Raw genomic sequence first — 18,886 nt, 5'->3', positions numbered from 1 at the left:
GGGTTTTGTTTTATCCACGGTCCTAGCTTTGTCGAAATGAGTTTTGACGAGAAAATGCGCGAAGTTATCACGTATAATCAAGAGCTAACCCTTAAAACCGCATCAATCTGCCCTAAAAATTACTATGAACTCGTCTGAAATCCGCGATAAATTCCTCAGCTTTTTCGAATCCAAAGGCCATACACGAGTCCGTTCGTCCAGCCTGATTCCCGGTAACGACCCTACCTTGTTGTTCACTAACTCCGGCATGGTGCAATTCAAAGATGTGTTCCTCGGCCAGGATAAACGCAATTACACCCGCGCGACCACAGCGCAACGCAGCGTGCGCGCCGGCGGCAAACATAACGATCTGGAAAACGTCGGCTACACGGCGCGTCACCACACTTTCTTTGAAATGCTGGGCAACTTCTCTTTCGGCGATTACTTCAAAAAAGATGCGATTCACTATGCCTGGGAATTGTTGACAGTGGTCTACGGTCTGCCGAAAGACAAGCTGACGGTCACGGTTTATCAGGAGGACGACGAAGCCTACGCTATCTGGAAAAACGACATCGGCGTACCGGCCGAACGCATCATCCGCATTGGCGACAACAAAGGCGCGCGCTATGCATCGGATAATTTCTGGCAAATGGCGGACACCGGCCCTTGCGGTCCTTGTTCCGAAATTTTTTATGATCACGGCCCGGACATCTGGGGCGGTCCGCCAGGGTCGCCGGATGAAAACGGCGATCGTTTTATCGAAATCTGGAATCTGGTGTTCATGCAATTCAACAAGGATGAACAAGGCGTCTTGCATCCTTTGCCGAAACCTTGCGTCGATACCGGCATGGGTCTGGAACGTATTGCGGCGGTGTTACAGCATGTGCATTCGAACTACGAGATCGACATCTTCCAACACCTGATCAAGGCGGCTGCGCGTGAAACCGGATGTACTGATCTGAATCACAATTCCTTAAAAGTGATTGCAGACCACATCCGTTGCGCAAGCTTCTTGATCGTGGACGGCATCATCCCTGGCAATGAAGGTCGCGGCTATGTCTTGCGACGCATCACCCGCCGTGCGCTGCGTCACGGGCACAAGCTGGGCCAACCGCAACCATTCTTCTACAAGCTGGTCGCCGATCTCGTGAAAGAAATGGGCGTGGCTTATCCTGAATTGGCCGAGGCTGGCGAGCGCGTTGCACAAGTCTTGAAGCAGGAAGAAGAGCGTTTTGGCGAAACGCTGGAACACGGCATGAAAATTTTGGAAGCAGCGCTTGCCAAAGACAGCAAAAATCTGGATGGCGCGACCGCTTTCACTTTGTACGACACCTATGGTTTCCCATTGGATCTGACGGCCGATATTTGCCGCGAGCGCAATGTCGTCTTGGACGAGGCTGGCTTCGATGCCGCCATGGCGCATCAGAAGCAAACCGCACGTGCCGCCGGCAAATTCAAAATGGCTGCGGCAATCGAGTACAGCGGCGACAAAACTAGGTTTGTCGGCTACGAACAGCTGAGCCACGATAGTAAAGTCATCGCCTTGTACGTTGACGGCAGCGCCGTCTCCAAATTGCAAGCCGGGCAAGCGGGTATCGTGGTGCTGGATGTGACGCCGTTCTATGCGGAATCCGGCGGCCAGTGCGGTGACTCCGGTGTCTTGAAATCCAGCGCCGGCGCACTGTTTGAGGTGGTTGATACGCAAAAAATCCAGGCCGATGTATTCGGCCATCACGGCACGCTGACCGCGGGCTCATTAGAAGTCGGACAGAGCTTGCAGGCGCAGGTGGCAACCGCAGTACGCACGCAAACTGTCCGCAATCATTCGGCCACGCATTTGATGCACAAAGCTTTGCGTGAAGTGCTGGGTGCGCATGTGTCGCAAAAAGGCTCTTTGGTTGACGCGGAAAAAACCCGTTTCGACTTCAGCCACAATGCGCCGATGACCGATGCAGAAATCCTGCAGGTTGAAACGATTGTCAATCGCGAAATCCTGTCCAACGTTGCTGCGCAAGCGCAAGTGATGTCGTATGACGATGCCATCAAGCATGGCGCGATGGCGCTGTTCGGTGAAAAATATGGCGATGAAGTGCGCGTATTGGACATCGGCACCTCGCGTGAATTGTGCGGCGGCACCCATGTGTCGCGCACCGGCGACATCGGGTTATTCAAGATTGTGTCCGAGGGTGGCGTGGCTGCCGGGATTCGCCGTGTAGAGGCTGTCACCGGCGAAGTGGCTCTGGACCTGGTGCAAACCTTGAATCAGCGCCTGAATGACATCGCTGCAGCGTTAAAAACGCAACCAGAAAAATTGACACAACGCATAGCGCAATGGCAAGATCACGTTAAATCTGTTGAAAAAGAGTTAACGGCATTGAAATCCAAGCTAGCCGCGAATCAGGGTGACGCCTTGCTGGAACAGGTGGTCGATGTCAATGGCGTCAAAGTCTTGGCGGCAGTGATGGAAGGAGCGGACGCGACAGCGTTACGCGAAACCCTGATCAAGCTGAAAGACAAAATGAAAACGGCAGCAATCGTTTTAGCCGCCGTGAATGATGGCAAGGTCAGTTTAGTCGCTGGCGTGACCGAGGATTCAACCGCTAAACTCAAGGCGGGAGAACTGGTTAATTTCGTCGCGCAACAGGTTGGCGGTAAAGGCGGCGGTCGCCCTGATATTGCTCAGGCCGGCGGCACCGATGCCAGCGGCTTGGTGAAGGCGCTGGCTGATGTACCTAACTGGATTAGAGAACGCCTATGATTTTTATACGCCGTGCCGAACCAGCAGATGCTGCGCAGATCCAAAGGGTGTATGCAAGTACCAATGCTTTTTCAAATACTTTGCAGTTACCGCACCCGACCGTGGAAATGTGGCAGCAGCGATTAACGCAATTGAATCCTGACGACACCTTTTTAATCGCGGTGTACGACGGTGTGGTGGTAGGTACGGCAGGTCTGCATGTCGAGAAAAAATTACGTCGCCGTCATGTTGCCAGTCTTGGCATGGCGGTCGCAGATTCATTCACAGGGCGCGGCGTCGGCACCGCCTTGCTGGCTGAATTGTTGAGTCTGGCAGACAACTGGCTCAATGTGCTGCGCATCGAGTTGATTGTCTATTCCGATAATGCCGCGGCAGTTCATTTGTATAATAAATTCGGTTTTGAGATCGAAGGCACAATGCATGCGCATTCCTTGCGCAATGGCGTCTTCGTTGACGCTTATTCGATGGCGCGTTTTCATCCCAAGCAGCCACAAATTCCCCGCACTGGTCGCTAATGGAAATAAAATTTTGTCCCGTATGCGCGGCATCGCTGACGCATCGCGCTGATGAGCAGGAAGCTTCAAAATTCCGTTTGGCATGTCCCGAAGGACATTGGACGCACTGGGATAATCCGCTTCCGGTACTGGCCGCTCTGGTCGAAGTCGAGGGCCAAATTCTGCTGGCTCGTAACGCTGCCTGGCCAGAAAAAACTTTTGCGCTGATCACCGGTTTTATGGAGCGCGGCGAGACGCCGGAACAAGGCATCGCCCGCGAACTGAAAGAAGAAACCAATCTCGATGCGGACCAGGTGAGTTTAATCGGCGTATATGAATTCATTAAAAAGAATGAAGTCATCCTCGCCTACCATGTCAAAGCCTCTGGCAATATTCAATTGTCCCCCGAGCTGCTGGAGTATCGCTTGATCAGTCCTGAAAAACTACGCCCATGGCGTGCCGGAACTGGTTACGCGATGGCGGACTGGATGCGGTCCCAAGGATTGGAGCCTGTATTTGCCGATTGGGCAAGCGGCTGAGTGATCAATCAACAACAGATATTCACTAAAATTGTGCAAACAATTGTCAACAAATGTGGAATATGAGATCTGCTTGTTGCGTTGCACCATCTTGATTAAATTTCCGGTAGAATTGGTGCAGATGTTTTAGTACGTATTTTGCTGTACCAATTGTTTATTCCCGCTACTGGAAAAAATCATGCAATACAATAAAGAACTGGATGCACGTGGACTGAATTGTCCGCTTCCAATTTTAAAGACCAAAAAAGCATTGGCAGATATGATCACCGGTGAAGTATTGCATGTGATTGCCACAGATCCAGGCTCAGTCAGAGACTTCAAAGCCTTCTCCAAGCAAACCGGGAATGAATTGCTGTCCCATCTGGAGCATAGCAAAGAGTACGAATATTTTATTAAGCGCAAATAAAGCGCGTCAACAATCTGTCAGCGTGAATCTGCTGACCCTTGAAATGCATAAAAAAGCTCACTTGCCGTGAGCTTTTTTTATGGAAATTCGATTCTATGTCTTTGCATGCAGCTTGTTTAGGGGTTCTGCTCTACTGTGTTTCTGGATTGAAAAGAACGATCGTGCTAAATTGTGCGATCTGGAGCATTTTAGTCTTATAATTGATGAAGTTTACGTATACGTCAATTTGCTGCACTTGCAACATCCGTTTCGTCAGAATTAATCCGTTTCACCATCTCTGTTCAAAAATTAGCTCAGTAAAGGCAGAACTATGAAAGTCCTGGTACCAGTCAAACGTGTAGTCGACTACAACGTCAAAGTACGCGTCAAATCCGATGGCACTGGCGTGGATATCGCCAACGTCAAAATGTCGATGAATCCTTTCGACGAAATCGCCGTAGAAGAGGCCATGCGCTTGAAAGAAGCGGGCGTAGTGACTGAAGTGATCGCAGTTTCTTGCGGTGTCGCACAATGTCAGGAGACTTTGCGCACGGCGATGGCGATCGGTGCAGACCGCGGTATCCTGGTGGAAAGCGACGCCGAATTGCAGCCGCTGGCCGTAGCTAAATTGCTGAAAGCCCTGGCAGATAAAGAGCAACCGCAATTGATCATCCTGGGCAAGCAGGCGATTGATGACGACTGCAATCAGACCGGTCAGATGCTGGCTGCCTTGCTGGGTTGGCCGCAAGCGACATTCGCCTCCAAAGTCGTGGTCGCTGACGGCAAAGCCACCGTGACGCGCGAAGTCGATGGCGGTCTGGAAACCTTGTCCCTGACTTTGCCTGCGATTATAACGACCGATTTGCGTTTGAACGAGCCGCGCTACGTTACTTTGCCCAACATCATGAAGGCGAAGAAAAAACAATTAGATAACCTTAAACCGGCGGACCTGGGCGTTGACGTGACATCACGCGTAAAGACGTTGAAAGTGGTTGAACCGGCTAAACGTTCCGCTGGCATCAAAGTACCTGACGTAGCGACCCTGGTTGCTAAGCTGAGGAACGAAGCCAAGGTCATCAGCTAATTTCATTCATCCTTAAGAATAATCTTTGGGCCAGATGATCTGGTTCAATCTATGTGGAAAACATCATGACTACACTCGTCATCGCTGAACACGACAATGCTTCCTTGAAAGGGAGCACCTTGAACACTGTCACCGCCGCTATTCAATGCGGTGGTGACGTGCATATCCTGGTCGCCGGACATAACGCAGCAGCGGCTGCGCAAGCGGCCGCCCAGATCGCAGGAGTCACTAAGGTATTGCACGCCGATGCGGCGCATTTTGCCGATGGACTGGCTGAAAACCTTGCTGAGCAGGCACTGGCAATCGCTTCCGCTTACAGCCACATCCTGGCGCCTGCGACAGCCTACGGTAAAAACATCTTGCCACGCGTCGCTGCCAAGCTCGACGTATCGCAAATTTCTGAAATTACCAAAGTGGATGCGCCGGATACGTTTGAGCGTCCGATTTACGCCGGTAACGCCATCGCCACGGTGCAATCCAGCGACGCCGTCAAGGTGATCACGGTGCGCAGTACCGGTTTTGATGCGGCTGCTACGGGTGGTTCTGCGGTGGTAGAGAGTATTCCAGCAGTTGCCGATTCCGGTAAGTCTGCCTTCATCTCGCGTGAAGTTGCCAAGTCGGATCGCCCAGAATTGACAGCGGCTAAAGTCATCGTTTCCGGTGGTCGCGGTATGGGTTCTGGCGACGCATTTAAGGTACTGGAGCCGCTGGCCGATCGCCTCGGCGCCGCGATGGGCGCGTCCCGTGCCGCGGTGGATGCCGGCTTTGTGCCGAATGACTGGCAAGTCGGCCAGACCGGCAAGATCGTTGCACCGCAGTTGTATATCGCGGTCGGTATTTCCGGTGCGATCCAGCATTTGGCCGGTATGAAGGATTCAAAAACCATCGTGGCAATTAACAAGGATCCGGAAGCACCCATTTTCTCCGTGGCGGACTATGGCATCGTTGGCGATCTGTTTGAAATCGTTCCGCAACTGGTTGCAGAGTTAGGCTAATCAATGCGATCACGGCAAACCGGGTTTGCCGTGTGCAGTCTTGGAATATCAACAGGACAGAACAGGGCAGGGTAAGCAGGTTAGTCGTGAAGCTGACAGGGCCATTGCTCTGGTTCTGACAGATCCTGCCCATCCTGTCCTTTTTCATGGAGTAAATATGAGCTACGTAGCGCCATTAAAAGATATGCTGTTCGTGATGAACGAATTGGCGGGTCTTGCTGAAGTGAACGCCTTGCCAGGTTGCGAAGATGCGACACCAGAAACGGTCGAAGCGGTACTGGAAGAAAATGCAAAGTTTACCGGTGAAGTGGTTGCTCCTTTAAATTGGCCGGGAGATCAGGCGCCAAGCTATTGGAAAGAGGGCGAGGTTTTTACTACCAAAGGCTTTAAAGAAGCTTTTAAGATGTTTGGTGAGGCTGGCTGGCAGGGCGTGCAGCATCCGGCTGCCTTCGGCGGCCAGGGTTTGCCAAAGCTGGTGGCGACCCCGTGTATTGAAATGCTGAACTCTGCGAGCGTTTCTTTTGCCTTGTGTCCACTGCTGACGGACGGTGCAATTGAGGCGTTGCTGACCGCCGGTAGCGATGAGCAGAAAGCGATCTATCTCGAAAACCTGATTGCCGGAAAATGGACTGGCACCATGAATTTGACCGAGCCGCAAGCCGGTTCTGATCTGGCAATGGTGCGTTCACGTGCAGTCCCGCAAGGCGATGGTACTTATAAAGTTTTTGGCACGAAAATCTTCATCACCTATGGTGAACATGACATGGCCGAAAATATCGTTCACCTGGTGCTGGCGCGTACGCCAGATGCACCTGAAGGAGTGAAAGGTATTTCGCTATTCATCGTCCCTAAATTCCTGGTGAATGCGGATGGATCCTTGGGTGCGCGCAATGATGCATACTGCGTGTCGATTGAGCACAAGCTGGGTATCAAGGCCAGTCCGACCGCAGTGCTGCAATTCGGCGATCACGGCGGCGCTATCGGCACTTTGGTTGGCGAAGAAAATCGCGGCCTCGAATACATGTTCATCATGATGAACGCCGCCCGTTTCGGTGTCGGCATGCAAGGTATCGGCATCGCCGAGCGTGCCTATCAAAAAGCCGTGAGCTACGCCAAAGACCGCGTCCAATCGCGCGATTTATCCGGCTCCGCCGGTCCTGTAAGCATCATCCATCATCCTGACGTACGCCGCATGCTGATGTCGATGCGGGCGCAGACGGAAGGCGCGCGCGCCCTGGCCTACGTCGCTGCGGCTGCCAGCGATGCAGCCCATCATCATGCCGATGAGGCTGTGCGGAAAACCAATCAGGCTTGCTACGAATATCTGGTGCCTATCGTTAAAGGATGGTCTACCGAGATGTCTCTGGATGTTGCCTCAACCGGTGTTCAAGTACATGGCGGCATGGGATTCATTGAGGAAACAGGCGCAGCCCAGCACTATCGTGATGCCAGGATCTTGACGATTTATGAAGGCACTACCGCAATTCAGGCGAATGATCTGGTTGGTCGAAAAACTGCCCGCGACGGCGGCGCTACAGCCAGGGCTTTGATTGCGCAGGTTCGTCAAACTGCATCTGAATTGGCGGTAGTTCAATCTGAGGATTTGCAGGCGATTCAGCGTCAGTTGGTGGCGGGTGCAGATGCGATGGAAGAGGTGGTTGCTTTTGTTGCTGCCAACTTTAAATCGGATATCAAAGCCGTGTTTTCAGGCAGCGTTCCTTATCTGAAACTGGCCGGTATCGTACTTGGCGGTTGGCAAATGGCGCGCGCTGCCTTGATTTCCCAGCAAAAGCTGCAGGCCGGCGAGGGCGATCTTGGTTTTTATAAAGCGAAAATTGCCACTGCGCGCTTCTTCGCCGATCACCTGCTTTCAGCAGCGCCGGGTTTGCGTGCCTCTATCGTAGCCGGCAGTGCCGGGGTAATGGCTTTGACGGAAGATCAGTTCTGACAACAGTAAGCGCGATCGATAAAAAAGCGGCTGAAGCCGCTTTTTTATCGGGTATTGCTTTGGTATTGCCAATCAGCCAAACGAGCCGCCGGTGTACAGCAGATCGAAAGCGCGTGCAATCGTAGCAATGAGAGCGAAGGCGCCAACGCCAAGGCTCAGCACCAAAATCAGCGCCAATGGCCAGGATGATTCGCTAGCCTGTCCGGATTGTGCATTGTATTTAAGATCCCATTTTTCATCTGCGGTGAGGCCGAGAACTAATGCTTCCAGCATGGCAATCAAGAATGACAAGATGAATGGACCTGCCGTAACCAGCAAGGGTAGTCCGAAAAAAAAATGGCCCAAGAGCCAGGATAGCGGCAGTGTCGAGAAATGCAGCCAGCCCCAAATGTCTTGTTTTCCTGTTAAGTAGAAGCGATGCAGGCCTGCACTGCCCAGTGTCGCGGCAAGCAGTGTGGCAAGGGTTTTGTTTTTGTGTGTTGTTTTCATAGTTATTCTGCAAAGTAATGCGTGATTCTAGAGTAAGACGATGTTCCTTGCAGGCTTATTCATCGGTAATAAGCCGAGGCGATGCCTAAGTATCGTCGGTAAAACACGACTGAATCTTGGATAGTGCTTGCGGTTTTGGCTAGAAGCAGGCTATAATTTGCGGCTTTTTCCGCGTTTAGACATTTTTTGGAAATATTATGGTCGTTATTCGTTTAGCTCGTGGTGGCGCAAAAAAGCGCCCTTTCTACAATATCGTTGCAACAGATTCACGCAATCGTCGTGATGGCCGTTTCATCGAGCGTATCGGTTTTTACAACCCGATCGCAAATGGTAATGCTGAGACAGTACGTGTTGCAGCAGACCGTCTGGCTTACTGGCAAGGCGTAGGTGCACAATTGTCACCAGCTGTTGCTCGTCTGGTAGCGCAATCTGGCAAAGCTGCAGCGTAATCGCTGCGTGATTGTCAGTAAGTGATGTCAGTTGGAGTGCCTGTTCCTGAAGATTTAGTCCTGGTGGGCTACGTCTCGGGAGCATATGGCATTCATGGTTGGGTGAGAGTGCATCCTTACTCTAATGATGCCGACGCGTTGCTCAACGCCAAAAGCTGGTGGTTGGAGAATGCAAAATTATGGCCTGAATTGCATGACGTCGATCGCATGGAGTCGAAGATTCACGGCGAGGATGTTGTTGCAAGACTGGTCGGTGTGGCTGACAGAAATGCAGCAGAGGCACTTAAAGGTACGATAGTCAAGATTCCGCGCAGTCATTTCCCCGCCTTACCGGATGGGGAGTTTTACTGGGTGGATTTGATCGGCTCGTCGGTACACAATTTGCAAGGCGAAAGCTTGGGGCAGGTCAGGGATTTAATGGACAATGGCGCCCATCCGATTTTGCGGGTGGCAGCGGCAGATGTTCCGGAAGCTGATTTGGCTAAGCATGAACGTTTGATTCCTTTCGTAGACAGCTTTGTCAAAGAAGTTGATCTGAAGAGTGCCAGAATCGTTGTCGACTGGGGCTTGGATTATTAGGCGTAAAGCAATGAGAAATGGTTTGCTGAGATCGAAAGGCATGCGATATGCAGTTTGATGTCATCACACTGTTTCCCGAAATGTTTGCTGCGCTGACGCAGTCTGGTGTAACTCGGCGGGCATTCGAACAAGGCAAGTGCGCCATCTCTTTGTGGAATCCTCGTGATTTCACGACGGATAAGCACCGCACTGTGGATGATCGGCCTTACGGCGGCGGCCCCGGCATGGTGATGCTGGCAAAGCCCTTGCAATCAGCAATCGATGCGGCAAAACAGCGTCAAACGCAGCTTGATAATGGCTTCGTGCCGAGAGTGATTTATTTATCGCCGCAGGGGCGTCCTTTGACGCATCAGCGGGTAATGGAATTGTCGCAGCTGTCAGGCATTGTTTTGCTTTGCGGTCGTTATGAAGCGGTTGATCAACGTCTGCTCGATCAGTACGTGGATGAAGAAATCAGCCTAGGCGACTTCGTGTTGTCTGGCGGAGAAATTCCCGCAATGGCTTTGATGGATTCAGTCATCAGGCAACTGCCAGGGGTGTTGCATGACGGTGACTCTGCAGTGCAAGATAGTTTCGTCAACGGTTTGCTGGATTGTCCGCATTACACAAGGCCGGACGTATTCGAAGAAATTCCAGTTCCTGCCGTTTTAATGGGAGGAAATCACGCTGACATTGAAAAATGGCGTCGTGAAAAATCTTTAGAAGCCAGTATGCACAAACGCCCTGATCTGATCGCGCAAGCGCGTGAAGCAGGCTTGTTAAGCAAGGCCGATGAAAAGTTTTTGAGTAGTTTGTAGTGCCGCCATTTCCTCGGATCTGGCATTAAGTGTGGGTCTTAGACCTGCTTGTTTAACCCCATCCTCTACTGAGCATAGCAGTCACAGCGTCAGCAAGATGGTATCAGGAGTAAAAAATGGATCTGATCCAGAAATTAGAGGCAGAAGAAATTGCGCGCCTCGGCAAAAATATCCCTGTATTCGCTCCTGGCGATACAGTCGTTGTTAACGTCAACGTAGTTGAAGGCACACGCAAACGTGCCCAGGCTTACGAAGGTGTTGTCATCTCCCGTCGTAACCGTGGCTTGAATTCCAACTTCATCGTTCGTAAAATTTCATCCGGTGAAGGCGTTGAGCGTACATTCCAATTGTATTCTCCGCTGATCGCTTCGATCGAAGTTAAGCGTCGCGGCGATGTACGTCGCGCTAAGTTGTACTACTTGCGTGAGCGTTCAGGTAAATCTGCTCGTATTAAAGAGAAATTGCCTACCCGCAAGACAGCAACTGCAAAAGCAGAGTAATATTGCCTGTCATGCGTGCAAAGAAAGGGATGCTTCGGCGTCCCTTTTTTGCATTTAGCATTCGAATAGATTGCAGTTATGTAGCAAAAATCGGGCAGTGGTTTGATCAAAGGAAGTTGTTGTGAAATTAAAGTTTAATCCTGAAGAATTGCCTATCCAATCGATTGCGGGTGAGGATGCCATACCGGAGTCGCATTTGTCTGCTGCCTGGTTGAAACAACGTTTTGCACAGCCAGGTCTCTGGACGCCAGAAACTACCGACGAACATTTGCTAGCGACGATCGAGACATTTAAACCCGCCTCGGTGTTGATGCCGCTCGTGATGCGGGAGGCCGGCCTGACGCTGCTGCTGACACACCGTGCGGTGCATTTGAATGATCATGCCGGACAGGTCAGCTTTCCCGGCGGGCGCTTCGAGGATAGCGACGGCACCGCCATTGAGACGGCCTTGCGCGAAACGGAAGAGGAAGTCGGTTTGCACCGGCGGCACGTGGATATTCTGGGCGTGTTGCCTGAATATAAGACGAGTACCGGTTATCAGGTCACGCCAGTAGTGTCATTGGTGCAGCCGCCGTTTGATCTGAAAATAGATCCGTTTGAGGTCGCCTCTTTATTCGAAGTGCCTTTGTCATTTTTAATGAACGGCCAGCATCATCAGCGCCGGGTGATCAATTTGCCCGACGGAAAAGGACAGAGAACGTTTTATGCCATGCCGTATCAGCAGCATTTTATCTGGGGCGCCACTGCCGGTATGTTACGTAATCTATTTCATTTTTTGAGGGCATGATGCAGCGGTCGTTTGCCCGGCCCTTATTCTGGACTTCATAAACCGGGTAAATCAGTTTACACTTGCCGCATTCATAAATTCATTTCAAGCTGGAAACGATTTAAACTTATCCCACCATGACATTCATTTCCATACTTTGTGCGCTCTTAATCGAACAGTTGAAACCTTTACGGGTCGATAATCCGATTTACCTGCAGGTACAAAATTTGGCAGAAAAAATAGAGTCCTGGTGCAATGCCGGTCAAGCTCAGCATGGCCGTCTCGGCTGGTGGATACTGGTGAGCGCATTGACTATACCCACGGCCTTGATCTACTGGCTATGCCTGCGGATTAATCCGTTTGCGGCACTCGCATGGAATGTCCTGATCGTTTACCTGACCCTGGGGTTCCGCCGCTATAGCCATTACTTTACCTCTATCCAGCTCGCCCTGAGTTCGGGCGATGAGGCTGCCGCCAGAGCGCATCTGGCTGAGTGGACGCATCTTGATACCTCGGGTCTGGATATATCCGAGATTTCCAGAATCGCAGTCGAGCGTTCCCTGATCGCGACTCATCGCAATGTATTCGGTGTGTTTTTCTGGTTCCTGATGCCGGTCGGTCCAGCCTGTGCCGTGATGTATCGGGTTGCCGAATATCTGTCACGCGCCTGGAATGAACCGGAACACATGAAAAATGAAGAGTTCGGGCAATATGCGACGAAAATTTTTTACTGGATCGACTGGATACCCGCCCATCTGACCGCAATTGCGTTTGCTGTTGTCGGTAATTTCGAGGATGCCGTTTACTCATGGCGTAACTACGCAGATCGCTGGTCTGATGAGCTGGTAGGAATTATTTTGTCAGCAGGCGGCGGTGCAATCGGCGTACGTCTGGGCGAACCTGAAACAAAAGCCATGGTGCTCAATGCCGAGGCGAGTGCGGTGGATGTCGATAGCCTGGATATCGAAAGCCAGCCTGGTGCGGAAGCATCTCCCCGCTCATTGCAAAGCGCGGTCGGCTTGGTCTGGCGTGCATTGTTGCTGTGGATGCTGCTACTGCTTCTCCTGTCTTTTGCTGTGTGGCTGTAAGAAATTAAGACTTACGCAAAACGACAGTCTGCTTACTGCGATTCAGATTGAAACCGCAGGCTGGATGCGGTTTTCAGCGGCTTTCAGCGCCAACAGGCGCACCCGGCTTGCGGGTTCATTTGAATGTCGAAACGCCATGAAGTAGTTCCTCTCTTGCCTTTTCTTTGTGTCTCCGCGCTTCTTTGGCAGAGGTTTGGGTTTTTGCTGTACGAAGACTTGTGGCGCTGGTTGCCACCGCAATTCCGCCCAACTCGCATGTTGAACGCTGATTCGCGAGTCTGTGATTTCCTTATCGATGCCCTTTACTAAGCCCTCAAATACTCTATAGTAAGTGGGTAGCATTGCTCTTCCTGCATCAAAACGGTTTTATCTGTGATCCGCTTTTGAATCAAGTCTTCTATAAGATATAATACTGAGGTTATTTGAAAGCTTGGCGCAAGGTTTACCGACCTACAATGGATGCCAGGTTGTCTTCTTAGGTTCAGAGCAAGCCGATCACATGGCCGATTCCATTAAAAACAGTTCAACACCGATACGCGAATTTTTCATCCAGGGAATTACCAGCGATGGAAAACAGTTTCGCCCCAGCGACTGGGCTGAGCGCCTGTGCGGTGCGATGTCCTGTTTTAGTCCAGACGGCGGGCGACATTCACATCTTCAATACTCGCGCTATGTGCGCCCGATTCTTTTAAACGGGGTACGTTCTGTCGTGGTGAACGAAGCTATCCGAGATATCGAGCCACTTGCATATCATTTTGTGGTGAATTTTGCCAAAGATAATGATTTACAGATCATCGATGCCTGCTTATTACCAGATGAGCCGAAAGCCAACAAGTAAGTTCTAATCTCCATGCATTTTCCTATAACGAGAATGCACAACCGGCCTGATTTCCTCACTTATTTTTTCTTGCCATTACATCGTGTTGGTGGATAGCCGCGTATTCACATCAATTTGCCAAGAAGTAACTGACTTTCCGATCCTCACACTTTCCCAGTCGATAGTGTGACATTACCCTCGTATCCTCTCATCATGCTTGCAAGTATGAATGCAATGCTGTCGCTTCAGTTGCTGCTAGTTTGCCCAAAGGATTTTGTTGCAAGAGGCATATTTTTTTAGTAATTTTTATACAATTGATATTGGTAATATTGTTTCTATTGTAATTAATAGTTACAATCTATTTTCTATGTATAAAAATATAACTAGATAAAATGTGCGGGTTTCTTGCAACTGGATATTGGCAACTTCATGCCCGTATTATTTAGCTTTGGCAAGGATTTCATAAGGTCGTTTTATGATTGGAGATATATGCTAAATCGCGTAATAAAAACTTTAAAAATAGTCATTTCGGCTACTTTGTTACTGAGTGCAGGATTTGCTGGCGCCACTCCACCAGAAAATGGATGGTGGTGGAACCCGGCTGAAGGTGGCCGCGGTTTTGCGATTGAAGTGCAAAACGGGTCCATGTTTATGGCAGGTTTTATGTATGACAACACCGGTGCACCAGTCTGGTACGTCTCGGGTCCAGCGCCCATGACTTCTGACATTTTGTATCAGGGGAAATGGATATCATATAGCAGTGGTCAGACCTTAAATGGTCAATATAAAAGCGCTGTGGTGACAAATGATGCAGTTGGTTCGGTGGTGATTAACTTCACCAGCACCACCACCGCTACTTTGCAATTGCCCAATGGCACAGTAATGCCGCTGGTGCGCTTTGGTTTTACGCCACAACAGCCTGGCACTATATCTGCGACATGCACCTCAGCGAACATTAATCTCGACAAATACAATCGTATTACCGTTGGTATGACAATGGCACAAGTTAACCAGACGCTTGGGTGCACTTATTTACCAGGTTCAACCAAGCGCACCGCTACATACGCGCTTAACACCTGGATGGCGTATGACAATGGCGTCAGGGGTATTTTGATTTACTTTGATACGACGAATTCTGTCGTGACTGCACCAGCAGGGAATCTGTTTAAAACCGCATCCGGATTTTAATTCCAGAGTCGTGAGATTTTCATAAATTTGTTATGTGCTACGTCACCATAGCGGGTACCGATCTACCGTTTGTACTTTGTGGTGTGTCGGCATCAGCTTTTGATGCTTTTGCTTTATGAAGGCAATCTATGGCTAAAGCAGAAAAAGTTTGTTAATACTTTCCCGACACAGATTGAATCAACAGCTCACGCAGCCAGCGATTGGCGGGATCATGCTCGACATTTTGATGCCAGTATAAATACACATCCCAGGATGGCATCGGCAAGGGAAAAGGCAGAATCTGATTGCCGAACTGCTCGTTTGCAATGCGTGCATAGCGCTCCGGCATTGTCAGCAACAAATCAGTCTGGCTGATCACGCGGCAGGCCGCAAAATAATGCTGGCAACGCAGCCGTATGCGTCTTTGCAGGCCGAGGCGGCTCAATTCAAAATCTTCCAAACCCATGCCTTTGCGCCTTGAGCTGGCGAGCACATGTTCTGCTTGCAGATAAGTGTCCAGATCCAGTCGGCCTTTTTTGATCGCTGGATGCGCTTTGCGGGCGACTACGACGGTGGTGTCCTGCACGATTTGTTGCCTGCGGATGTCATTCGGTAGCGGCAGCAGCATATCAATCGCCAGATCGATACTTCCTGCAGCGAGTTCGCTGACCAGTTCACGCCGCTCGACCTGAATGGCGGCAAGACTGATCCGTGGTGCCTGTTCAGTCATGCTTTTGAGTAAAGGCGGCAACACCGTTGATTCCAATACATCTCGCAAGGCCAGGTTGAATTGCTTATTCGCCAGAGTCGGGTCGAATTTGCCGGCATCTGCCAAGGTGACTTCCAGGCCGCGTAGCGCTTGCCGCACCGGTTCTATGATGCTGCGCGCCAGCGGTGTTGACACCATCGCATGTCCTTGCCGTATGAACAGGGGGTCCTCAAAGATCACGCGCAGACGATTCAACGCATGGCTGATTGCTGGTTGCGTCAGAAAAAGTTTTTGGCTGGCACGGGTCACGCTGCCTTCGGTATAGATCGCCTCGAACACCGTGAACAGATTCAGATCGACTTTTGATATATGCATGAAATTGATTTAACTTGATAATAACTATTCATTTGATCAATTATATCCTGAGCACTACACTGAATTCATTCTGTACATCTAAGGGCAGTTGCAATGGCGCAAATTTATCTGGTAAGGCATGGGCAGGCTTCCTTCGGCAATCAGAATTATGATCAACTATCTGAATTGGGCGTCGAGCAGGCGCAGCATCTGGGACGCTGGTGGGCGGCACGCGATCTGATCGTGTCGCGGGTAGTCACAGGCAAATTGCAGCGCCATGTGCAAACCGCTCGCGCGGCAATCGCGACGCTACAGGGCGTCGAAGAGGATAAGCTCAATGTCGCCGACTGGCAATGCGATCCGGACTTCAATGAATACAATCATCATGAAGTGCTGGCCAGGCATGTGCCTGTCTTTGACGATCCGGCTGAAGTAAAACGGTTCTTGCTGACTACGCCGAATGGCAAGCAAGCGTTTCAAGCCATTTTTGCGCAGGCGATTACGCGCTGGATGTCCGGGCAGTTCGACCATGAATATTCAGAAACCTGGCAGGCATTTCGCCAGCGCTGTGTGGCTGCCCTGGAGCGTCAGATCCAGCATCCGGAAGCGGCAAAAAATATCGTGATCTTCACCTCAGGCGGCACGATCTCGGCGTTGTGCCAGCATGTGCTGGGCTTCCCCGATGCCAAGTTCTCGGAATTGAACTGGTCGCTGGTAAACAGCGCCGTCACCCGCTTTCACCTGCAGCCGCCCGCTGATGGCAAGTCCGCCAGGCTGGCGCTGGCCTACCTGAATAATTTTTCTCATCTTGAGCAACTGAATCTTCCCAAACACATTACCTACGTATAGGAGTTGGCGCATGACGAATTCGTTTGATGTATTTGACTTGAGCGGCAAAGTCGCACTGGTCACCGGTGCCAGTCGCGGCATCGGTGAAGAAGTGGCAAAGACCCTGGCAGCGCACGGTGCCACCGTGATCGTTTCCAGCCGTAAGGCAGAAGCCTGCGAAGCCGTAGTCGCAGCGATCAAAGCCGCTGGCGGTAAAGCTGAAGCGCGCGCTTGCCACATCGGCGAGATGGCGCAGATCGATGCCTTGTTTGCCGACATCGCCGCGACGCACGGACGCCTCGACATTCTGGTCAACAATGCCGCAACCAATCCGCACTTCGGCCATATCACGGAGACCGATCTCGGGGCTTTTCAAAAAACCGTCGATGTGAATATCCGCGGTTACTTCTTCATGTCTTCCGCAGGCGTGAAATTGATGGCGAAAAATGGCGGCGGCAGCATCATCAATGTCGCCTCCGTGAACGGCGTAATCCCCGGCGCGATGCAAGGCATCTATTCGATCACCAAAGCCGCGGTGATCGCGATGACCAAATCCTTCGCGCTCGAATGCGCATCCATGGGTGTGCGCGTGAACGCCTTGCTGCCCGGAGCGACCGATACCAAGTTCGCTTCCGCGCTCTTTCACAATCCGGCGATTCTGGAAAAAGCCCTGAACCGCATCCCGATGAAACGGATTGCCGAGCCAAGCGAAATGGCCGGTACCGTCCTGTATCTGGCTTCAGCAGCAGCCAGCTACACCACCGGCGCCTGCATCAATGTCGATGGCGGCTATCTGCTCAGTTAATTTAAATTCCTCCAAACACCCTCGAATTTTTTACCCAGGATTCAACATGGATTTTCAATACAGCCCCAAAGTCAAAGCCCTGCAAGCGCGTTTAATCGCTTTCATGGATCAGCATATTTATCCGAACGAAGCGACCTTCTATGGCGAGATCGAAGCCAATCGCAAAGCCGGCAATCCCTGGATTCCGACCAGGATTGTGGAGCAGCTTAAAGTCAAGGCGCGGGAAGCGGATTTGTGGAATTTATTCTTGCCCGAATCGCGCCACGGTGCCGGCCTGAGCAATCTCGAATATGCGCCGCTGTGCGAAATCATGGGGCGCTCCGTGTGGTCCGCAGAAGTCTTCAACTGCGCGGCGCCGGACACCGGCAACATGGAAGTTTTTGCGCGTTACGGCACGCCCGAGCATCAGGAGAAATGGCTGAAGCCTTTGCTGAACGGCGAAATCCGTTCTTGCTTCGCGATGACGGAGCCTGCGGTTGCCTCCTCGGATGCCACCAATATCGAAGCATCGATCGTACGCGACGGTGATGAGTATGTCATCAACGGTCGCAAATGGTGGTCGTCCGGCGCCAATGATCCGCGCTGCAAGGTATTCATCTTCATGGGCAAGAGCGATCCGGATAATGCCGACCGCCACAAGCAGCAATCGATGATCATCGTACCGCGTGATACCAAGGGCGTCACGATTCTGCGCGCCTTGCCGGTCTTCGGTTATGACGATGCGCCGCACGGTCATGGCGAGGTCTTATTTGACAATGTCAGGGTACCGGTATCGAATATCTTGCTCGGCGAAGGACGCGGTTTTGAAATCGCCCAGGGTCGTCTTGGCCCTGGCCGTATCCATCATTGCATGCGCCTAATCGGCCTGGCCGAGCGCGCATTGGAAGATATGTGCAAACGCTCATTGCAACGCGTCGCTTTCGGCAAGCCAGTGGCAGAGCAGGGCGTCACGCTGGAGCGCATCGCGAACAGCCGCATCCTGATTGATCAGGCGCGCTTCCTGGTCTTGAACGCTGCGCAGATGATGGACACGGTGGGCAATAAAGCCGCCGCCAAAGAAATCGCGATGATCAAAGTTGCCGCACCGAATATGGCCTGCACCGTGATCGACTGGGCGATTCAGGCGCACGGCGGCGGCGGCGTCTCAAACGATTTCGGCGTTGCCTATGCGTATGCGCAGGCACGTACCTTGCGTCTGGCCGACGGTCCGGATGAAGTGCATCGCAATCAGATCGGCAAGATGGAATTGAAAAAGCATAAGGCCAGCGCACACTAGCAACAGCGCGCAATCTTAACCCCAGCCGCTTTCAACATCGTGTTGAAGGCGGCTGGGAATTTTCGCATAATAGATGGCAC

21 protein-coding genes are annotated in these 18,886 nt (G+C 51.5%); 18 read left to right on the top strand and 3 right to left on the bottom strand.

The window, feature by feature from the left end; genetic code table 11:
• Positions 1-124: 124 nt before the first annotated feature.
• From alaS to LPB67_RS17630, 7 genes are all read left to right on the top strand, one after another.
• The gene (gene alaS / locus LPB67_RS17660; RefSeq protein ID WP_262838622.1) at positions 125-2,737 is read left to right on the top strand and encodes an alanine--tRNA ligase; all 2,613 of its coding nucleotides are present in this window, start codon (positions 125-127) and stop codon (positions 2,735-2,737) included.
• A complete protein-coding gene (locus tag LPB67_RS17655) occupies positions 2,734-3,252 on the top strand; it encodes a GNAT family N-acetyltransferase (RefSeq protein ID WP_262838621.1) in 519 nt (172 codons plus the stop codon). Before alaS ends, LPB67_RS17655 begins: the two co-directional genes overlap by 4 nt.
• A complete protein-coding gene (locus tag LPB67_RS17650; protein WP_262838620.1) occupies positions 3,252-3,770 on the top strand; it encodes an NUDIX domain-containing protein in 519 nt (172 codons plus the stop codon). The genes LPB67_RS17655 and LPB67_RS17650 overlap by 1 nt, the downstream gene beginning before the upstream one ends.
• A 178-nt stretch (positions 3,771-3,948) precedes the next feature.
• Positions 3,949-4,176, top strand: coding sequence for a sulfurtransferase TusA family protein (locus LPB67_RS17645; protein ID WP_262838619.1), 228 nt, complete (start codon positions 3,949-3,951; stop codon positions 4,174-4,176).
• A 310-nt stretch (positions 4,177-4,486) separates the two neighbouring features.
• Positions 4,487-5,239, top strand: coding sequence for an electron transfer flavoprotein subunit beta/FixA family protein (locus tag LPB67_RS17640; RefSeq protein WP_262838618.1), 753 nt, complete (start codon positions 4,487-4,489; stop codon positions 5,237-5,239).
• A gap of 65 nt (positions 5,240-5,304) precedes the next feature.
• Positions 5,305-6,234: an electron transfer flavoprotein subunit alpha/FixB family protein gene (locus tag LPB67_RS17635; protein ID WP_262838617.1), complete on the top strand. Its 930-nt coding sequence runs from the start codon at positions 5,305-5,307 to the stop codon at positions 6,232-6,234.
• A 157-nt stretch (positions 6,235-6,391) separates the two neighbouring features.
• Positions 6,392-8,182, top strand: a complete 1,791-nt coding sequence (locus LPB67_RS17630) for an acyl-CoA dehydrogenase (protein ID WP_262838616.1) — start codon at positions 6,392-6,394, stop codon at positions 8,180-8,182.
• A 72-nt stretch (positions 8,183-8,254) separates the two neighbouring features.
• Here the strand turns inward: LPB67_RS17630 and LPB67_RS17625 are convergent, their stop codons facing one another.
• A complete protein-coding gene (locus LPB67_RS17625) occupies positions 8,255-8,671 on the bottom strand; it encodes an NINE protein (RefSeq protein ID WP_262838615.1) in 417 nt (138 codons plus the stop codon).
• Between the two features lie 197 nt (positions 8,672-8,868).
• Here LPB67_RS17625 and rpsP point away from each other — a divergent pair, with 197 nt between their 5' ends.
• The 6 genes from rpsP (at position 8,869) to LPB67_RS17595 (ending at position 12,850) form a co-directional block, all read left to right on the top strand.
• A complete protein-coding gene (rpsP, locus tag LPB67_RS17620) occupies positions 8,869-9,120 on the top strand; it encodes a 30S ribosomal protein S16 (protein ID WP_262838614.1) in 252 nt (83 codons plus the stop codon).
• A 24-nt stretch (positions 9,121-9,144) separates the two neighbouring features.
• Positions 9,145-9,699, top strand: a complete 555-nt coding sequence (rimM, locus tag LPB67_RS17615; RefSeq protein WP_262838612.1) for a ribosome maturation factor RimM — start codon at positions 9,145-9,147, stop codon at positions 9,697-9,699.
• A 47-nt stretch (positions 9,700-9,746) separates the two neighbouring features.
• Positions 9,747-10,496, top strand: coding sequence for a tRNA (guanosine(37)-N1)-methyltransferase TrmD (gene trmD / locus LPB67_RS17610; RefSeq protein ID WP_262838611.1), 750 nt, complete (start codon positions 9,747-9,749; stop codon positions 10,494-10,496).
• A gap of 116 nt (positions 10,497-10,612) precedes the next feature.
• Positions 10,613-10,996: a 50S ribosomal protein L19 gene (rplS, locus tag LPB67_RS17605; RefSeq protein WP_262838610.1), complete on the top strand. Its 384-nt coding sequence runs from the start codon at positions 10,613-10,615 to the stop codon at positions 10,994-10,996.
• 121 nt (positions 10,997-11,117) lie between these two features.
• Complete coding sequence (locus tag LPB67_RS17600; protein WP_262838609.1) at positions 11,118-11,783, top strand: CoA pyrophosphatase; 666 nt, start codon at positions 11,118-11,120, stop codon at positions 11,781-11,783.
• Between the two features lie 116 nt (positions 11,784-11,899).
• Positions 11,900-12,850, top strand: coding sequence for a CobD/CbiB family protein (locus tag LPB67_RS17595; RefSeq protein ID WP_262838608.1), 951 nt, complete (start codon positions 11,900-11,902; stop codon positions 12,848-12,850).
• A 42-nt stretch (positions 12,851-12,892) separates the two neighbouring features.
• Here LPB67_RS17595 and LPB67_RS17590 read toward each other — a convergent pair whose 3' ends face one another.
• Entirely contained in the window at positions 12,893-13,192 is a 300-nt protein-coding gene (locus tag LPB67_RS17590; RefSeq protein ID WP_262838606.1) for a hypothetical protein, read from the bottom strand.
• A gap of 157 nt (positions 13,193-13,349) precedes the next feature.
• Here LPB67_RS17590 and LPB67_RS17585 point away from each other — a divergent pair, with 157 nt between their 5' ends.
• Together LPB67_RS17585 and LPB67_RS17580 are read left to right on the top strand one after the other, a co-directional pair.
• Entirely contained in the window at positions 13,350-13,688 is a 339-nt protein-coding gene (locus LPB67_RS17585) for a DUF3579 domain-containing protein (RefSeq protein WP_262838605.1), read from the top strand.
• Positions 13,689-14,156: 468 nt separating this feature from the next.
• The gene (locus LPB67_RS17580; RefSeq protein WP_262838603.1) at positions 14,157-14,855 is read left to right on the top strand and encodes a hypothetical protein; all 699 of its coding nucleotides are present in this window, start codon (positions 14,157-14,159) and stop codon (positions 14,853-14,855) included.
• Positions 14,856-15,006: 151 nt separating this feature from the next.
• Here the strand turns inward: LPB67_RS17580 and LPB67_RS17575 are convergent, their stop codons facing one another.
• Positions 15,007-15,918 carry a LysR family transcriptional regulator gene (locus LPB67_RS17575; protein WP_262838602.1) on the bottom strand — a complete coding sequence of 304 codons (912 nt, stop codon included), beginning with the start codon at positions 15,916-15,918 and terminating at the stop codon, positions 15,007-15,009.
• Between the two features lie 93 nt (positions 15,919-16,011).
• On the opposite strand from LPB67_RS17575, the gene LPB67_RS17570 reads away from it, so the two are divergent.
• The 3 genes from LPB67_RS17570 to LPB67_RS17560 are packed head-to-tail and all read left to right on the top strand — an operon-like array spanning position 16,012 to position 18,806.
• Complete coding sequence (locus tag LPB67_RS17570) at positions 16,012-16,746, top strand: histidine phosphatase family protein (protein ID WP_262838601.1); 735 nt, start codon at positions 16,012-16,014, stop codon at positions 16,744-16,746.
• A gap of 10 nt (positions 16,747-16,756) precedes the next feature.
• The gene (locus LPB67_RS17565) at positions 16,757-17,530 is read left to right on the top strand and encodes an SDR family oxidoreductase (RefSeq protein WP_262838600.1); all 774 of its coding nucleotides are present in this window, start codon (positions 16,757-16,759) and stop codon (positions 17,528-17,530) included.
• A 46-nt stretch (positions 17,531-17,576) separates the two neighbouring features.
• Positions 17,577-18,806 (top strand): acyl-CoA dehydrogenase family protein, encoded by a 1,230-nt coding sequence (locus tag LPB67_RS17560; protein ID WP_262838599.1) that lies wholly within the window; start codon positions 17,577-17,579, stop codon positions 18,804-18,806.
• Positions 18,807-18,886: the final 80 nt, after the last annotated feature.

This window comes from Undibacterium sp. Jales W-56, from assembly GCF_025548535.1.
Taxonomy (GTDB): Bacteria; Pseudomonadota; Gammaproteobacteria; order Burkholderiales; family Burkholderiaceae_D; genus Undibacterium.
The sequence above is the reverse complement of the archived record's forward strand: the minus strand, read 5'-3'. Positions and strand labels throughout refer to the sequence as shown.

Excerpts from the sequence above, each read along its gene's own strand:
- alaS (WP_262838622.1), top strand. The coding sequence starts at position 125 with ATGAACTCGTCTGAAATCCGCGATAAATTCCTCAGCTTTTTCGAATCC.
- LPB67_RS17655 (WP_262838621.1), top strand. The coding sequence starts at position 2,734 with ATGATTTTTATACGCCGTGCCGAACCAGCAGATGCTGCGCAGATCCAA.
- LPB67_RS17650 (WP_262838620.1), top strand. The coding sequence starts at position 3,252 with ATGGAAATAAAATTTTGTCCCGTATGCGCGGCATCGCTGACGCATCGC.
- LPB67_RS17645 (WP_262838619.1), top strand. The coding sequence starts at position 3,949 with ATGCAATACAATAAAGAACTGGATGCACGTGGACTGAATTGTCCGCTT.
- LPB67_RS17640 (WP_262838618.1), top strand. The coding sequence starts at position 4,487 with ATGAAAGTCCTGGTACCAGTCAAACGTGTAGTCGACTACAACGTCAAA.
- LPB67_RS17635 (WP_262838617.1), top strand. The coding sequence starts at position 5,305 with ATGACTACACTCGTCATCGCTGAACACGACAATGCTTCCTTGAAAGGG.
- LPB67_RS17630 (WP_262838616.1), top strand. The coding sequence starts at position 6,392 with ATGAGCTACGTAGCGCCATTAAAAGATATGCTGTTCGTGATGAACGAA.
- LPB67_RS17625 (WP_262838615.1), bottom strand. The coding sequence starts at position 8,671 with ATGAAAACAACACACAAAAACAAAACCCTTGCCACACTGCTTGCCGCG.
- rpsP (WP_262838614.1), top strand. The coding sequence starts at position 8,869 with ATGGTCGTTATTCGTTTAGCTCGTGGTGGCGCAAAAAAGCGCCCTTTC.
- rimM (WP_262838612.1), top strand. The coding sequence starts at position 9,145 with ATGTCAGTTGGAGTGCCTGTTCCTGAAGATTTAGTCCTGGTGGGCTAC.
- trmD (WP_262838611.1), top strand. The coding sequence starts at position 9,747 with ATGCAGTTTGATGTCATCACACTGTTTCCCGAAATGTTTGCTGCGCTG.
- rplS (WP_262838610.1), top strand. The coding sequence starts at position 10,613 with ATGGATCTGATCCAGAAATTAGAGGCAGAAGAAATTGCGCGCCTCGGC.
- LPB67_RS17595 (WP_262838608.1), top strand. The coding sequence starts at position 11,900 with ATGACATTCATTTCCATACTTTGTGCGCTCTTAATCGAACAGTTGAAA.
- LPB67_RS17590 (WP_262838606.1), bottom strand. The coding sequence starts at position 13,192 with ATGCTACCCACTTACTATAGAGTATTTGAGGGCTTAGTAAAGGGCATC.
- LPB67_RS17585 (WP_262838605.1), top strand. The coding sequence starts at position 13,350 with ATGGCCGATTCCATTAAAAACAGTTCAACACCGATACGCGAATTTTTC.
- LPB67_RS17580 (WP_262838603.1), top strand. The coding sequence starts at position 14,157 with ATGCTAAATCGCGTAATAAAAACTTTAAAAATAGTCATTTCGGCTACT.
- LPB67_RS17575 (WP_262838602.1), bottom strand. The coding sequence starts at position 15,918 with ATGCATATATCAAAAGTCGATCTGAATCTGTTCACGGTGTTCGAGGCG.
- LPB67_RS17570 (WP_262838601.1), top strand. The coding sequence starts at position 16,012 with ATGGCGCAAATTTATCTGGTAAGGCATGGGCAGGCTTCCTTCGGCAAT.
- LPB67_RS17565 (WP_262838600.1), top strand. The coding sequence starts at position 16,757 with ATGACGAATTCGTTTGATGTATTTGACTTGAGCGGCAAAGTCGCACTG.
- LPB67_RS17560 (WP_262838599.1), top strand. The coding sequence starts at position 17,577 with ATGGATTTTCAATACAGCCCCAAAGTCAAAGCCCTGCAAGCGCGTTTA.